The organism is Propionibacterium acidifaciens, assembly GCF_003798325.1.
In the GTDB taxonomy this organism is placed as follows: domain Bacteria; phylum Actinomycetota; class Actinomycetes; order Propionibacteriales; family Propionibacteriaceae; genus Propionibacterium; species Propionibacterium acidifaciens.
Genome location: NZ_CP033719.1, coordinates 505,879 through 520,229 on the forward strand (window position 1 = coordinate 505,879; position 14,351 = coordinate 520,229).

The window sequence follows — 14,351 nt, forward strand, 5'->3', positions numbered from 1 at the left end:
GCGCCGACGGCGGCCCTCACACGCGCTCCTGCGGCGCCTCGCCGACGGCGCCGGCCGGGCCGTCCGCCGGCTCGGGGGCCACGACGTCCGCAGCGGCCGCCCCCCTGCCCCGGAAGGTCCACACCTTGTTGACGATGAAGTTGATCGGCATCGTGATGAGGATCGAGGCGGCGTGGGCGACGTACTCGGGCGAGTGGCAGGCGTCCTCGAGCTGGGCGAGGACGCTGCCGCCGTGACGCCAGGTCCAGGCGTCGAACCAGGGGCCGCGCAAGCTGAGGGGATTGCCGGGGCTCATCATGAGGGCCTTGAGGACCATGCCGATGAGGGCGGCGACGGCGCCGATGGCCAGGAACTGCCAGAAGCCCCTCCACCAGCCGCGGCCGGTGCCTCGGAAGGTCCAGCTGCGGTTGAGCTGGTAGTTGTAAGTGTTCGCGATGAGGAAGGACACGATCCACACCAGCGAGCTGAAGCGGAAGTTGAGGTCGGTGCCCGGAATGGGGAACATGACCCGTGTGGCGTTCGCGGAGCCGCCGTGCATCTTGTTCATGACGACGGCGACGGCCATGTTGACGACCACGCCCGAGCCGCCGACGACGGCGAATCGGACGAACTGGCCCAGCAGGCGGCCGATCCGGCTCCCGCGAGCGCTGACGGTCTGGACGCTCATGGTTGCTCAACCTACTCCCCGCGGCCCCGGCCCGGCGTCGACGACGCTTTTCCGGGACGACGCTTTCCCGGGACGGATCGCCGCCGTGCCCGGCCCGCGCTGGCAGCGGGGGCAGAGGTGACTCGACCGGTTCATGAAGGCCTCGCGGACGATCGTCGCCCCGCAGCGGGGGCAGGGCTCCCCGAGGCGCCCGTGGACGGCCAGCTCTCGGTCGAAGTAGCCGCGCTCCCCGTCGACGTGGACGTACAGCGCGTCGAAGCTCGTGCCGCCGGCGGCCAGGGCCTCGGCCATCACCGCCCGCGCGGCGCGCAGCACGGCGCGGGCCCTGCGGGCGCCGAGCAGCCGGGTCGGCGTCCCGGGGTGGGTGCGGGCGCGCCACAGGGCCTCGTCTGCGTAGATGTTGCCGATGCCCGAGACGAGCCGCTGGTCGAGCAGGGCGCGCTTGACGGTGGAGCGGCGGGCCGTCATGGCCGCCGCGACGGCGGGCAGGTCGAAGCGCTCGTCGAAGGGGTCGCGGGCGATGCGGGCGATCTCCGGCGGCAGCTGCGCCCCGCCCGGGCTGAACGAGAGCCCGCCGAAGAGGCGCTGGTCGACGAACCGCACCTGGGTGCCGTCGTCGAGGTCGACCAGGACGCGGGTGTTGCGCGCCAGCGGGGCGTCGGGCGCGTCGACGCGGAACTGCCCGCTCATGCCCAGATGGGCCAGGACGGCGTCGCCGCCGACGGCGGGCAGCCACAGGTACTTGCCGCGACGGGCGGGGCGTCCCAGCTCGAGTCCGGTCAGACGCCGGACGAAGTCGGCCGCACCAGCCTCGTGGCGGCGCACCGCGCGCTCGTCGAGGACGTCGACGCCGGCGATGCGCCGACCGGTCAGGAAGGGCTCGAGCCCGGCCCGGACGACCTCCACCTCGGGCAGTTCGGGCATCAGCCCTCGTCCGCCTCGGCCCGCCGACAGCCGCGCTCGAGCGCCTTGAAGGCGTACTCGGCAGCGCGCTGCTCGGCCTGCTTCTTGTTGTGGCCCTTGCCGGCGTTGAACCGCTGGCCGGCCGCCAGGGCGGTGGCGACGAAGTGCTTGTTGTGGTCGGGGCCGAACTCCTCGATCTCGTACTCCGGCGGCTCGGCGCCCAGACAGGCGCAGATCTCCTGGAGGGAGGTCTTCCAGTCGAGCCCGGCGCCGGTGCGGACCGCCCGGTCGACCAATGGGTCGAAGATGTGGTGAACGAACAGGGCCGCGCCCGCCGGGTCGGTGAGGTACATGGCGCCGATGAGGGCCTCAGTCGTGTCGGCGAGGATGCTCGTCTTGTCGCGCCCGCCGGTCGTCAGCTCGCCGTGGCCGAGCCTGACGAGCCCGCCGATCCCCAGGAGCCGCGCCACCTCGCCGAGGCTCACGGCACTCACGACGGAGGCGCGGACCTTGGCCAGGCGGCCCTCGGGGAAATCGGGGAAGGCGTTGTACAGGTAGTCGGTGACGTTGACGCCGAGCACCGCGTCGCCGAGGAACTCCAGCCGCTCGTTGTGGGGGATCTGCCCGTTCTCGTAGGCGTAGGAGCGGTGCGTCAGCGCAAGCTCAAGGAGCTCGGCGTCCACGTGGATGCCGAGCTCCTTGATCAGTGCGATGAATCGACTCGGGGACTCACTCGAACTCACGGGTGTTCAGGCTCCCCGTCACCGTGCGGGCGTTGCGGCCGGTGCCGTACTGGTGGCACTTCGGGCACGCGGTGTGGGGAAGGTGTTGGGCACGGCACGCCGGATTGGGGCAGGTCACCAGTGTCACCGGCGCAGCCTTCCACTGCGAGCGGCGCGACCGCGTGTTGCTGCGGGACATCTTCCGCTTCGGGACAGCCACGTTAGTTCTCCTCGGTCAATGGTCGTTTGGGCACGCCTGGCACGGGCACGCGACGCGTCATCATACCCCGGCCCGGCGCAACGGCCTAATCCCCCGCGGCGGGGCCCTCGTCGGCGGCCCGGTCCCCGCCGAGGTCGAGTCCGGAGAGCCCGCTCCAGCGAGGATCGGGGTCGTCGGCGTGCTCGTGCTCGGGGTGCTCGTTGAGGTTGAGGCCGCACCGCGGGCACAGGCCCCGGCAGTCGGGCCGGCACAGGGGGCTGAACGGGAGGTCGAGGACGATGGCGGCTCGGACGGCGGGCTCGAGGTCGAGGAGCTCGTCGTCGAGGAAGAGCTCGTCCTCGTCGGCCTCGCGGCCAGGGTAGTTGTAGAGCTCGGTGATCCGGTGGACGCCCTCGTCGGAGACGGGCTCCAGACAGCGGGAGCACTCCCCGACCAGCGGCGCCCGGACGGTGCCGACGACGAGGACGCCCTCCACGACGGACTCGAGGTCGAGGTCGAGCCTCAGCGGGGCGCCCTCGGGCACGCCGATGACCTCGATGCCCAGGTCCGCGGGGGCCGGGGCGGTGCCGTGGAAGGGCCTCGTCGCCCCGGCCCGGCGGACCAGTTCGTGGGTGTTGACGACGAGCGGGTCGCGGGCGTCCAGATGAGTGCTCACCCCGCCAGCCTAGGGCCCTGCGCCAATCCGGACGGCGGGCGCCCGTCAGTAGCCGATCCTGGCCCGCACGGCCGCATCGACGGCGGGCGTCACGAAGGGGCCGATGTCGCCGTGGTTGGCGGCCACCTCGCGCAGCATCGAGCTCGAGACGGTGCCGTACTCGTGGCCGGCCGGCAGGAGCACGGTCTCGAGGCCCGAGAGCATGCGGTTGAGCTGGCTCATCTGCAGCTCGTAGTCGAAGTCCGAGCCGAAGCGCACGCCCTTGACGACGACGGAGATGCCGCGGTCGCGGCAGAAGTCGACGAGCAGCCCGTCGATCGGCTCGACGCTCACCCCGGCCAGCTCCGCGACGGCGTCGCGCACGAGGCCCAGGCGCTCGTCCGGGTCGAAGAGGTAGTTCTTCGTCGTGTTGCGGCCCACGGCGACGACGACCCCGCCGAAGACGGCGCGGGCGCGCGTGATGATGTCGAGATGTCCCCGGGTGATGGGGTCGAACGAGCCGGGGACGACGGCGCGCACCAGTGTCATCGGTTCACCTCTTCGCTGGTCGGCAGAGGAACAGGGCGGTCTCACCGTAGTCCCGGCGGGCACCGGGCCCGAAGCCGTCCGGCCAGCGGGGCTCGGGATCGCGGCTCGAGCGCTCGACGACGAGCAGGCCGTCGTCGGCGAGGAAGCCGCCGGAGACGGCCGCCCCGAGCAGCTCCGAGAGCTCGTCGCCGGGCAGCGCGTAGGGCGGGTCGGCGACGATGACGTCGAAGACGACCGGTGCCGGGGCGGCCAGGAAGGCCGCGACGTCGCGCACGTGCAGCCGGGCGCCCAGGCCGGTGGCCGCGAGATTGCGGCAGATGACGCCGGCGGCCCGACGGTCGCGTTCGACGAGATGGACCGGGTCAGCGCCCCGGCTGGCGGCCTCGAGGCCGACGGCGCCTGAGCCGGAGAACAGGTCGAGCAGGGCCAGGCCCCGGCACTGGTCCTCGGCGGGCCCCCCGGCGGTGCCGTTCCAGGCGGCCAGCGCGTTGAACAGGGCCTCCCTGACCCTGTCCGTGGTGGGCCGGGTCGCCCTGCCGTCGGGGGCGACCAGACTGGTGCCGCGCGCGCCGCCCGCGATGATTCTGCCCACGGCTCAACGTTAGCGGTGTGACGCTCTCAGAGGGTCCTCCCCCGGCGCCGCGGAGCCCCTCTGGGGTTAGATGGGTCCATGGTTGAGACTACGAATCCTGTGTCCGAGATCCCCGAGGAGAGCGCCTGGGGCTACCTCGCCAGCGTCGACGTGGGCCGCATCGCGGTGTTCTCGGACTCCACGCCCGAGATCTACCCCGTGAACTTCTGCCTCGACGGCGAGAGCGTCGTCTTCCGCAGCGCCCCCGGCAGCAAGCTCGAGAAGCTCGTGCTCGACTCCCACGTCGCCTTCGAGGCGGACGGCTGGACCGACGAGGGCGGCTGGAGCGTGCTGGTGCGCGGCACCGCCGCGCTCATCGAGGACGCCGACGAGCTGGCCCGTCTGGCGAAGGCCCCGCTGCGCCCCTGGGTGCCCACCGTGAAGAGGAACTGGGTGCGCGTGACCCCCACGAGGATCACGGCCCGCCGCTTCGCCTTCGGCCCCGAGCCGCAGGACTGACGGACCGGGCGGCGGCCGTCGGCCCGCGTCGGGGCCCGGGGCCGTTCGGGGCGCGGTCAGTCGCGCTCGAGCCATTCGTCGGCGCTGAGCCCGCGGCCCCTGCGGAGCATGTCGGCGGGCCCGTCGGGCAGTTCGTCGGCGGGGGCGGCCGCGAAGCGCTCGGCGACGGTGCGGGCCCGGGCGATGACGTCGGCGTCGTCGAGGACGCGCAGCAGCCGCAGGGAGCTGCGCCCGCCGGACTGCTCGGCGCCCAGCACGTCGCCCTCGCGGCGCTGGGCTAGGTCGAGTTCGGCCAGGGCGAAGCCGTCGCGGGTGGCCGCCACGTCGCGCAGCCGCTGCGCCGCGGGCGTGCGCGGGTCGACGGCGCTCACGAGCAGGCAGATGCCCGGGTGGGCACCGCGGCCGATGCGCCCGCGCAGCTGGTGGAGCTGGCTCACGCCGAAGCGATCGGCGTCGAGGACGACCATGGCGCTGGCGTTGGGCACGTCGAGGCCCACCTCGATGATCGTCGTCGACACGAGCACGTCGAGTTCGCCGGCGGCGAAGTCCTCCATCGTCGCGGCCTTGAGCTCGGCGCTCTGACGCCCGTGGAGGAGCCCCAGTCGCAGCCCGGACAGCTCGCCGGCCGCGAGCCTGGCGTGCATCTCCTCGGCGCCGATCATCTCCTCGCCGCCCCGGTCCCCGGATCCCTGGCCGGGGCCCCCGATGCGCGGGCAGACGACGAAGGCCTGGCGGCCCGCCGAGACCTCCTCGCGCAGGCGGGCCCAGACGCGCCCCAGCCAGCCGGGGTGCTCCGCGGTGAGGACCGCCGTGGTCTGCACGTCGGCTCGCCCCCCGGGCAGGGACCTCAGGGTGGAGACCTCGAGGTCACCGAAGACCGTCATCGCGACCGAGCGCGGGATGGGCGTCGCCGTGAGCACGAGCTCGTGGGGACGCAGCGCGGCGCCCGCGGTGAGCCGGGCCCGCTGCTCGACGCCGAAGCGGTGCTGCTCGTCGATGACGACAAGGCCGGGCCCGGCGAAGCGGATGTCGTCGCCGAGCAGGGCGTGGGTGCCGACGACGATACCGGCCTCGCCCGAGGCGATCCGGTCGAGGGCCTCGCGGCGCCGCGCACCGGGCATCGAGCCGGTGAGCAGCTCGACGCCGGTGGCGTGCTCGGCGGCCCCGAGGGTGCCGCCGGAGGCCAGGTCCCCCAGGAGCGAGACGATCGTGGCGGCGTGCTGGGCGGCGAGCACCTCGGTGGGCGCGAGCAGGATCCCCTGACGTCCGGCGTCGACGGCGGCGAGCATGGCGCGCAGGGCGACGACCGTCTTGCCGGAGCCGACCTCGCCCTGGAGGAGGCGCTGCATGGGCCGCTCGGAGGCCATGTCGGCCAGGATCTCGGCGCAGACCCGCTGCTGGCCCTCGGTGAGCTCGAAGGGCAGGCGCGCGTCGAAGACGGCGAGCAGGCCGTCGTCGCGCACGGTGACGGCGGCCGCCGCCTGCGAGGCCGCCTCGCGGCGGCGGTAGGCCATGGCGAGCTGGAGGCCGAGGGCCTCGTCGAACTTGAGACGGCGCATGCCGGCGGCGACGTCCTGCTCGGTGCGGGGCTGGTGGACCATCGTGAAGGCCTCGAGCAGGCCGGGCAGGTCCTCGGCGGTGCGGATCGGCTCGGGCAGGGGGTCGTCGATGCCCGCGAGCATGTCGATCCCCATGGCGACGCACTCGGCGATCCGCCAGGTCGGCAGGGCGGCGCGCGCCGGGTAGATGCCGATGATCCCGCCCCGGCTGACGACCTGGGCCATCCGGACCTTCTTCTCGTCGGCGGCCCCGACGATGCGCCCGTCGTCGTCGAGCATGACGAAGTCGGGGTGGCTCATCTGGAGCTCGCCGCGGAACTCGCCGATCCTGCCGACGAAGATGCCCCTGGATCCCATCCGGAGCTGCCGGCGCCAGTACTCGACGAGGTGCTTGCGCCCGAAGAAGATGAGGGTGAGGCCGCCGCGGCCGTCGGTGAGCGTCGCCTCGAGGCGCCAGCGGCGCGGATCGCCCCGGAACGGCTGGGCGCCGACCGCAGCGACCTCGGCCAGGACGGCCGCGCGCTCCCCCGGCAGGAGCGCGCCGAGATCGCTGCGCTGGGTGCCGCTGAGGTAGTCGCGCGGCGTGTAGTGCATAAGCTCGTCGAGCGTGCGCACGCCGACGGCGTCGAAGGCCTTGGCGGTCCTCGCCCCGAAGGCGCCCGACAGAGGCTCGGCCAGGCGCCGGTAGGCGCGCGTGCGGTACGGGCTCGCCACCCGCCCGGCGAGTGGGGCCCGACCCGATGTTCCCTCTTCTGCGACCACGATCCGAGACTAGTGGGGCTCGCCGACGATTCTCGGCGCCGACCGGCCCGGACGGGGCACGGGGAACGGGCCCGGACAGCACCGAGCCCGCCCACGACGGTGGGCGGGCTCGGTGCGAGGACCACGCGCTCAGCGGCTGACCTTGCCGGCCTTCAGGCAGGAGACGCAGACGTTCAGGCGCTTCGCCGTGCCGTCGATGACGGCGTGGACGCGCTGGATGTTCGGATTCCAGCGACGGTTCGTCTTCTTCTTCGACCACGGCACGTTGTGCCCGAAGCCGGGACCCTTGCCGCAGATCTCGCACACGGCAGCCATGGCGACTCCTTGACCTCTTCGACGACTGTGAACGGCGCCCGAGGGGGCGCAGCCCCGCAAGTTTATCCTCCTGCCCGAGCGTTCCCCAAATCAGACGGGGCCGGCGCGGGGGCGGCCGGGGGACGGCGGCTCAGACCGCGATGACGACCGGGACGATCATCGGGCGGCGCCGGTAGGTGCTCGACACCCACTGGCCCACCGTGCGGCGGACCACCTGCTGGAGGCGGTGCTCGTCGTCCACGCCCTCGTCGAGCGCCGTGACCAGGGCCCGCGAGATCTTCTCGGTGACGTCGTCGAAGATCGCGGGCGCCTCGAGGAAACCGCGCGCCGAGACGTCGGGGCCGGCCACGAGCTCGCCCTCGCGCAGGTCGACCGCGGCGACGATCGAGATGAAGCCCTCCTCACCGAGGATGCGCCGGTCGGTGAGGCTCGACTCCGAGACGTCGCCGACGGTCGAGCCGTCGACGAAGATGTACGAGGCGTCGACGCGTCCGACCCTCCGGGCCACCCCGTCGTGCAGGTCGATGACGTCCCCGTCGTGGGCGACGATGGCGCGCTCGCGCGGCACGCCGGTGGCGACGGCCAGCTCGGCGTTGGCGACGAGGTGGCGCTCCTCGCCGTGGACCGGCATGACGTTGCCCGGCCGGACGATGTTGTACAGGTAGAGCAGCTCGCCCGAGGCCGAGTGGCCCGAGACGTGAACGAAGGCGTTGCCGCGGTGGACGACCCGGGCGCCCAGGCGGGTGAGGCCGTTGACGACGCGGTAGACGGAGTTCTCGTTGCCGGGGATGAGCGAGCTGGCGAACAGCACGGTGTCGCCGGGGTTGATGCCGATGGCCGGGTGGTCGCGGTTGGCGATGCGGCTCAGGACGGCCAGCGGTTCGCCCTGGGAGCCGGTGCAGACCACCACGACCTCGTCATCGGGGTGGTCGTTGAGCTCGGACAGCTCGATGAGGATGCCGCCGGGCACGTGGAGGTAGCCGAGCTCGCGGGCGACGGCCATGTTGCGGACCATGGAGCGTCCGACGTAGCAGACCTTGCGGCCGTGCTCGGCGGCCAGGTCGAGGATCTCCTGGACGCGGTGGACGTGCGAGGCGAAGCAGGCGACGACGAGCTTGCGCCCGGCCTCGGCGAAGACGCGCTCCAGGTTCGGCAGGATGTCGCGCTCGAGCGGCGTGAAGCCCTTGACCTCGGCGTTCGTCGAGTCGGCCATGAGCAGGTCGATGCCCTCCTCCCCGGCCCGGGCGAAGCCGCGCAGGTCGGTGATGCGCCCGTCGAGCGGCAGCTGGTCCATCTTGAAGTCACCGGTGTGCAGGACCGAGCCGGCCGGGGTGCGGATGACGACGGCCAGGGCGTCGGGGATCGAGTGGGTGACGGCGTAGAACTCGAGGCCGAACTCGCCGAGGGCGATCCGCTCCCCCTCGGCGACGGCGTGCAGCGCGCAGTCGCGCAGGCGGTGCTCGCGCAGTTTCGCCTCGACGAAGGCGAGGGTCAGACGGCTGCCGTAGACGGGGATGTCCGGGCGCTGGCGCAGCAGATAGGGCACCCCGCCGATGTGGTCCTCGTGCCCGTGGGTGAGCACCAGCGCCACCACGTCGTCGAGGCGGTCGGCGAGCTGGTCCAGGCCCGGGAGGATCAGGTCGACGCCGGGCTGGCTCTCCTCGGGGAAGAGCACGCCGCAGTCGACGACGAGGATCTTCCCGTTGAGCTCGAAACAGGTCATGTTGCGCCCCACATCGCCGAGACCGCCGAGCGGGGTGACGCGCAGGGTGTCGGGCTTCAGCTGGGGAGGGGTCTTCAAACCGTCGTGTGCCACGGGGGACAGCCTAGCGGCCCGCCGGTCACGGGCCGGCGCGCCGCGGCCATAGACTGTGAACCGTGAGCGAGCATCCTCATGAGGGGGCCGCCCGGGACGGGCGCGAGGACGCGGACAGCGCCGGGCGCGCACCGGGGGGCGCCCGGCGGCGCAGTCCCCACGGCCCCGAGCCGGGATTCGTCCGGCTCGCCATGGCCGACGAGGCCGGGCGCATCGCGGACCTCCAGACGGGCGCCTGGGCGCGGGCCGGACTGGCCGGGCATTTGCCCGGGCCCGCGGCCATGACCGCCAGGTGGCTGTCGGCGATCACCGCTCCCCCGCTCGCGAGCTGCCGGGTGCTCGTCTCGACGACCCCCGACCGTCGGACGCTGACCGGTTTCGCCGCCATCGGCCCTAGCGAGGACCCTGATGCCGGGCCCGCCGACGCGGTCGTCGGCGAGTTCGTCGTCGGGCGCACCGGGCGCGGCCACGGCTCGCGCCTGCTCAACGCGGTCGTCGACACAATGCGGGCCGACGGCTTCGAGCGCGCCACGTGGTGGGTCGGCAGCACCGACGACGCGCTGCGCTCCTTCCTCGCCGGCAGCGGCTGGGCGCCCGACGGGGCGCACCGCGAGATCGGCACCGAGGACGGCTCGGCGGTCCTGCGCCAGGTGCGCCTCCACACGGGCCTGGGCTGAGGCCCGGCCGAACCCGGGGCGTGCGCCGCGCCATGGGCCCCTGGTTCCGGGGAGGGCCCGCCGGATTCTTCGCCGAACCGTCCACCGTTGCCGGATGCGGTTGCCCGGGGCTTGCCACGACACTTACGGGCGTCCTGGCCGGCGTGTTGGCGTCCCTGCGCGTCGGCCCGGGAGCGCGCCACCGGCAACTCCGTGCACGCGTCCGCGGGCCGCATCACGGGCAGCGCACCGCCGCCGTCTGCGCGGCCACTGGCGAGTCGCCGTCCCGAGCACACCGTCGCGCGCGTCTCCCCGGGACCGCGCTCCCGCGCATGCGTCCCCATCACCCGCTCCCTGTCGGTGGCCGTGGCCGGCTCGACCGCGCTCCCGCGCGTGTGTCCCCATCACGAAGAAAGAGCTGTTCCCCGCATGTCCCCTCACGCACGAGCCGCAGCGCCGCCGCGGTGACCGCCGTCGTGGCCGCCCGCCACGACCTTCCTCGCCACCTTCAACGAGACCCTCCTCAACGTGGTCCTGACCCCGATGATGCACGACCCGGGCGTCGGCTCGGGCGCCATCGGCTGGGTCACCACCGCCTGCATACCCGCCGCCGCGATCATGGTGCCCGTCACCGGCCTCCTCCACCGCTCGGTGCGCACGCACCGGCTCCTCCTGTGCGCCCTGGGCCTGCTGCTGGCCGGCACGGTCCTCGGCGCGCTCGCCCCGAACCTCGTCGTCGTGCTCGTCCCCGCATCGTGCAGGCCCTCGGCACCGCATCGTGCAGGCCCTCGGCACCGGCATGGTCGTGCCGATCGGCATGAACCTCACACTGACGGTCTCGACGCCCGAGAGGCTCGGCACCACGATGGGCATCGTCTCGGCGATGACGACCCTCGGCCCGTCCTCCGGCCCGATCGTCGCCGGCGCGATCCTCCGGCTCGGCGACCGGCACCTGCTCTTCGCCCTCTTCGCCGTGCTCGTCGCGGCGGCCTGGGTCGCCGCCCTCGTCTGCGTCGGCGACGAGGCCGAGATCACCCGTCCGAGGCTGGACGCGGCCTCCACCGCGCTCATCTCGCTGGCCCTCGTCGGCGTCCTCCACGGCATCTCGACGATCTTCACCGGCCCCGTGCCCGTCGCCGTCGTCCCCCTGCTCATCGCCCTGGCCCGCCCCGGCCGCCTTCGTCCTGCGCCAGGGCCGCATCGCCGAGCCGCTGATCGACCTGCGGCCCCTGCGCACCAGGAGCTTCGCCCTCGGCCTGGCCGTCATCGTCCTCACGCTCATGATCGTCTTCTCGATGACCATCGTCCTGCCGATGTTCCTGCAGAGCGCGCTGGGCCTCTCGCCCCTCGGAGCGGCCGGCACGCTGCTGCCGGCCTGCATCCTGTCGTGCGTCCTGTCCCCGGTCGCCGGCGGGCTCTACGATCGGTTCGGTCTGCGCGTCTTTCTCCCGATCGCCCTCGCGGTCGTCGTGGTCTTTTCACCGGCGCCCTGTCGAGGGCTGGACGGGAGCGCCGACCCCTGGCTCGTCATGGCCTGCTGCGCCCCGGTCATCGCCGGCACCGCCTTCACGATGGGTCCGGCGCAGACCTTCGCGCTGGCCGGCCTGGAGCGCCCGATGCACCCGCACGGCACGACGATCGTCTCGACCTGCTTCCAGACCGCAGGCTGCATCGGCTCCTCGCTGCTCCTGGGCGTCCTCTCGGGCATCCAGGCGAGCCGCCTCGCGGCGGGCGACCCGATGAGCGCCGCCACCGCGTCCGACTTCCGCACCGCGGCCCTGGTCGCCGTCGGCGTCGCCGTCACCGCCCTGGCGCTCTCGTTCGCCCTGGCCGGCGTCGAGCGCTCGCGGCGCACCGGGCTCCGGGTCCGGGTCGAGCCCCAACCCGGCCGTGAGCGCATCCCGGCCGACGAGCGCACCGCCTCCGCCGACGGGAGCGCTGCCGTCGGCGGCGAGAGCGTCGTCCTCGACTGAGTCTCCGCGGGCCCGTCCGCCAGGCCCGCGGATCTGCTCGGCCACGGCCTGACGGGCCGGATGTCAGGCGCCTGACACCGAGCCCGCCGGGTCCCCGTCCCGGGCCCCGTCGTCGAGGATCTCGTCGATCAGGGCCCGGACATGGATCTCGCCGGTGTCCAGGCAGGGCACCGGCGAATTCCCGTCGCCCAACGCCAGCGGCAGCTCCGTGCAGCCGAGCACCACGGCCTCGATGCCGGCCCGCCGCCGGAGGCCGGCAACGATCGCGCACAGCTCGTCGACCGTCTCCGGCCGGACGACGCCCAGCTCGAGCTCGTCGGAGATGCGGGCCTGGATGAGCTCCTGCTCGTCGGCGTCGGGGCGCACGACGGTGATGCCCGCCCGCTCGAAGGGCTCGGCGAAGAACTCCTCGCGCATGGTGAAGATCGTGCCGAGCAGGCCGACGCGGCCCAGCCCGCGGCGCTGCGCCTCGGCGCGGGCGGCCTCGACGATGCTGACCAGCGGCAGTGGGGAGCGCTCCTGCAGGCGGCCGAGGACGATGTGCGGCGTGTTGGCGCTCAGCGCAGCGAAGTCCGCGCCAGCGGCGGCCAGGGCGTCGAGACCGTCGCCCAGGTAGTCGACCAGCTCGTCGAAGCGGCGGCCCTCGCACAGCTCGAGCACCCGGTAGACGTCGAGGCTCTCGATCGTCATCGGCGGGAAGACGCGCTCCCCCATGCGCTCCTGCACCCCGAAGACGATGCCGCGGTAGTAGGGGATGGTCGACTCCGGGCCGATGCCGCCGATGAGTCCGAGCTTGCGCATGAGTTCCTCCCGGGTCCATGGTGCCACCGTCCCGGGGACGCGGCGGGCGCCCGAGCGGTCCGGCTGCCCCCCAGTCGCCGCGGTCGACGTCGTCGTCGATGGTCCGGACGACGCGGGCGGGCACCCCGGCCACGATCACATTGTCGGGCACGTCCTTCGTGACGACGGCTCCGACGGCGACGACAACGTTGGAGCCGATCGTGGCACCGGGCAGCATGGCGACCTTGGCGCCCAGCCACGCGTCGTCGCCGATGGTGACGGGCTCGCCCCTGGCGAGCTTGGCGCGGCGGCCGGCCGGTGAGAGCGGGTGGCCGACGGTGGAGATCGTCGTGCCCGGCCCGATCATGCAGTGGTCGCCGATGCGCACCGGCCCGGGACGCGCCCCGACGGCCGGTCGGGGCGGACGATCAGATCGCGGTGTGGCCGCCGTCGACCGGCACCGCCGCGCCGGTGACGTAGGAGGAGGGCGGGGAGGCCAGGAAGAGCGCCGCCGTGTCGAGCTCGTCGGCCCGCCCGTAGCGCTGCACCGGGATCGTGACCCTGGCGTGCTGCTGGAAGAAGTCGCTGTCGAGTGTCTCGGCGGTGAGATTGGTGTAGAAGTAGCCGGGGCAGATCGCGTTCACTGTGATGCCGTGCCCGCCCCACTCGGCGGCGAGGGCCCGCGTGAGGTTGACGACGCCGCCCTTCGCGGCGTGGTAGGGCGTCGAACCGGCGACCATGTTGCCGACCAGGCCGTACATCGAGGCGATGTTGATGATGCGTCCGTAGCCGGCCGGGATCATCGCCCTGCCCGCCACGGCGCGCGCCACGCGGAAGGTGCCGAACGGGTCGACCTCGAGCTCCTGACGGAACTGCTCGTCGGTGATCTCCTCGGCATTGCCGATGGCGCCCGTGCCGGCATCGCTGACGAGGACGTCGATGCGCCCGAAACGTTCGAGGGCCGCGTCGACGACGGCGTCCACGTTCTCGGTGCTCGTGACGTCGCACCGGACCGGCATGGTCTCGACGCCGAACTCCCCGGCGAGCCTCCCGGCCACGGATTCGATGAGCTGCGTGCGCCGGGCCACGGGGACGATCGATGCACCGGCCGAGGCGAGCGCCTCGGCCATCTGGACGCCGAGGCCGGTCGAGCAGCCGGTGACGAGCGCGACGCGCCCGCTCAGGTCGAAGTAGTTCCTGTCCATGACTGTGCTCCTGCCCCCGCGGGAGGTCCGCGGGATCATCGGGTCCCCGAACGCCGTCGGCGCCCGGACACCGCCCAGGACCGGGGCCATCGTCATGGGACCGGGGGCGGTTCCTCACCCAGGAACAGTCCGCCACACCCGTCGAGCCAAGCCACCGCGCCGGGGCCGGAGCGCGGGTGGGTCGACCCGTCAGATCCGCTCGGCGTCCGGCTCGATCTCCTCGTCATCGCAGGCCGCCCCGTCCTCGTCCGGCCGCAGCCGCTGCATGAGCGCGATGTCGCGCTGCATGAGCTCCACCGGCTCGAGGGGGATCGTCCTCGTAGGAGCGGAAGGGCTTGTCCTGCTCGGGGAACGCGGTCGGCCTGATGTAGCAGGCCCATCAATGTGCAGGCCCATCATGAGCCGTTCGTGGTTCAGCTCCCGGAACAGGGCGAGCACCATGAGCAGGATGATGACCGAGAACGGCAGCGCCGTGATGCAGCGCCGTGATGATGAGGACG

The 14,351-nt window shown here is 73.1% G+C and carries 16 protein-coding genes and 2 pseudogenes; 4 read left to right on the forward strand and 14 right to left on the reverse strand.

The genetic code is table 11. The annotated features are described in order from the left end of the window. Window positions 1-16: 16 nt before the first annotated feature. From EGX94_RS02215 to rsmD, 7 genes are all read right to left on the reverse strand, one after another. On the reverse strand, window positions 17-667 hold the full coding sequence (locus tag EGX94_RS02215) for a GtrA family protein (protein ID WP_123825837.1): 651 nt from the start codon (window positions 665-667) through the stop codon (window positions 17-19). Window positions 668-673: 6 nt separating this feature from the next. Next, on the reverse strand, window positions 674-1,591 hold the full coding sequence (gene mutM / locus EGX94_RS02220; RefSeq protein WP_123825839.1) for a bifunctional DNA-formamidopyrimidine glycosylase/DNA-(apurinic or apyrimidinic site) lyase: 918 nt from the start codon (window positions 1,589-1,591) through the stop codon (window positions 674-676). Next, on the reverse strand, window positions 1,591-2,313 hold the full coding sequence (rnc, locus tag EGX94_RS02225) for a ribonuclease III (RefSeq protein WP_021797634.1): 723 nt from the start codon (window positions 2,311-2,313) through the stop codon (window positions 1,591-1,593). Before rnc ends, mutM begins: the two co-directional genes overlap by 1 nt. Continuing rightward, on the reverse strand, window positions 2,300-2,512 hold the full coding sequence (gene rpmF / locus EGX94_RS02230) for a 50S ribosomal protein L32 (protein ID WP_021797627.1): 213 nt from the start codon (window positions 2,510-2,512) through the stop codon (window positions 2,300-2,302). Before rpmF ends, rnc begins: the two co-directional genes overlap by 14 nt. Before the next feature lie 85 nt (window positions 2,513-2,597). Continuing rightward, window positions 2,598-3,167 carry a YceD family protein gene (locus EGX94_RS02235; protein WP_021797638.1) on the reverse strand — a complete coding sequence of 190 codons (570 nt, stop codon included), beginning with the start codon at window positions 3,165-3,167 and terminating at the stop codon, window positions 2,598-2,600. A 45-nt stretch (window positions 3,168-3,212) separates the two neighbouring features. Further along, window positions 3,213-3,686 (reverse strand): pantetheine-phosphate adenylyltransferase, encoded by a 474-nt coding sequence (gene coaD, locus EGX94_RS02240; protein ID WP_028706533.1) that lies wholly within the window; start codon window positions 3,684-3,686, stop codon window positions 3,213-3,215. A 13-nt stretch (window positions 3,687-3,699) separates the two neighbouring features. Continuing rightward, entirely contained in the window at window positions 3,700-4,287 is a 588-nt protein-coding gene (gene rsmD, locus EGX94_RS02245) for a 16S rRNA (guanine(966)-N(2))-methyltransferase RsmD (protein ID WP_021797633.1), read from the reverse strand. 78 nt (window positions 4,288-4,365) lie between these two features. Here rsmD and EGX94_RS02250 point away from each other — a divergent pair, with 78 nt between their 5' ends. After that, window positions 4,366-4,785, forward strand: a complete 420-nt coding sequence (locus EGX94_RS02250) for a pyridoxamine 5'-phosphate oxidase family protein (protein ID WP_028706534.1) — start codon at window positions 4,366-4,368, stop codon at window positions 4,783-4,785. A 56-nt stretch (window positions 4,786-4,841) separates the two neighbouring features. On the opposite strand, the gene EGX94_RS02255 is transcribed toward EGX94_RS02250, so the two are convergent. From EGX94_RS02255 to EGX94_RS02265, 3 genes are all read right to left on the reverse strand, one after another. Beyond that, entirely contained in the window at window positions 4,842-7,106 is a 2,265-nt protein-coding gene (locus EGX94_RS02255) for an ATP-dependent DNA helicase RecG (protein WP_021797643.1), read from the reverse strand. A gap of 129 nt (window positions 7,107-7,235) precedes the next feature. Continuing rightward, window positions 7,236-7,421, reverse strand: coding sequence for a 50S ribosomal protein L28 (rpmB, locus tag EGX94_RS02260; RefSeq protein ID WP_021797631.1), 186 nt, complete (start codon window positions 7,419-7,421; stop codon window positions 7,236-7,238). 130 nt (window positions 7,422-7,551) lie between these two features. Beyond that, entirely contained in the window at window positions 7,552-9,237 is a 1,686-nt protein-coding gene (locus EGX94_RS02265; RefSeq protein ID WP_021797635.1) for a ribonuclease J, read from the reverse strand. Between the two features lie 62 nt (window positions 9,238-9,299). Here EGX94_RS02265 and EGX94_RS02270 point away from each other — a divergent pair, with 62 nt between their 5' ends. After that, entirely contained in the window at window positions 9,300-9,914 is a 615-nt protein-coding gene (locus tag EGX94_RS02270) for a GNAT family N-acetyltransferase (RefSeq protein WP_226906041.1), read from the forward strand. Between the two features lie 416 nt (window positions 9,915-10,330). Here EGX94_RS02270 and EGX94_RS02275 read toward each other — a convergent pair whose 3' ends face one another. Further along, complete coding sequence (locus EGX94_RS02275) at window positions 10,331-10,552, reverse strand: hypothetical protein (RefSeq protein WP_021797639.1); 222 nt, start codon at window positions 10,550-10,552, stop codon at window positions 10,331-10,333. Between the two features lie 119 nt (window positions 10,553-10,671). Here EGX94_RS02275 and EGX94_RS14220 point away from each other — a divergent pair. Both EGX94_RS14220 and EGX94_RS02285 read left to right on the forward strand, forming a co-directional pair. Continuing rightward, window positions 10,672-10,956, forward strand: a pseudogene (locus tag EGX94_RS14220) (MFS transporter); the annotation flags it as partial. Between the two features lie 121 nt (window positions 10,957-11,077). Beyond that, a complete protein-coding gene (locus tag EGX94_RS02285) occupies window positions 11,078-11,866 on the forward strand; it encodes an MFS transporter (RefSeq protein WP_264291249.1) in 789 nt (262 codons plus the stop codon). Between the two features lie 63 nt (window positions 11,867-11,929). Here the strand turns inward: EGX94_RS02285 and EGX94_RS02290 are convergent, their stop codons facing one another. The 3 genes and pseudogenes from EGX94_RS02290 to EGX94_RS02300 form a co-directional block, all read right to left on the reverse strand. After that, window positions 11,930-12,667, reverse strand: a complete 738-nt coding sequence (locus EGX94_RS02290) for an aspartate/glutamate racemase family protein (RefSeq protein ID WP_021797632.1) — start codon at window positions 12,665-12,667, stop codon at window positions 11,930-11,932. Window positions 12,668-12,869: 202 nt separating this feature from the next. Next, window positions 12,870-13,013, reverse strand: a pseudogene (locus EGX94_RS14225) (sugar O-acetyltransferase); the annotation flags it as partial. A 61-nt stretch (window positions 13,014-13,074) separates the two neighbouring features. Then, a complete protein-coding gene (locus EGX94_RS02300; RefSeq protein WP_043121722.1) occupies window positions 13,075-13,851 on the reverse strand; it encodes an SDR family oxidoreductase in 777 nt (258 codons plus the stop codon). Window positions 13,852-14,351: the final 500 nt, after the last annotated feature.

Excerpts from the sequence above, each read along its gene's own strand:
- EGX94_RS02215 (WP_123825837.1), bottom strand. The coding sequence starts at position 667 with ATGAGCGTCCAGACCGTCAGCGCTCGCGGGAGCCGGATCGGCCGCCTG.
- mutM (WP_123825839.1), bottom strand. The coding sequence starts at position 1,591 with ATGCCCGAACTGCCCGAGGTGGAGGTCGTCCGGGCCGGGCTCGAGCCC.
- EGX94_RS02250 (WP_028706534.1), top strand. The coding sequence starts at position 4,366 with ATGGTTGAGACTACGAATCCTGTGTCCGAGATCCCCGAGGAGAGCGCC.
- rpmB (WP_021797631.1), bottom strand. The coding sequence starts at position 7,421 with ATGGCTGCCGTGTGCGAGATCTGCGGCAAGGGTCCCGGCTTCGGGCAC.
- EGX94_RS02290 (WP_021797632.1), bottom strand. The coding sequence starts at position 12,667 with ATGCGCAAGCTCGGACTCATCGGCGGCATCGGCCCGGAGTCGACCATC.
- EGX94_RS02300 (WP_043121722.1), bottom strand. The coding sequence starts at position 13,851 with ATGGACAGGAACTACTTCGACCTGAGCGGGCGCGTCGCGCTCGTCACC.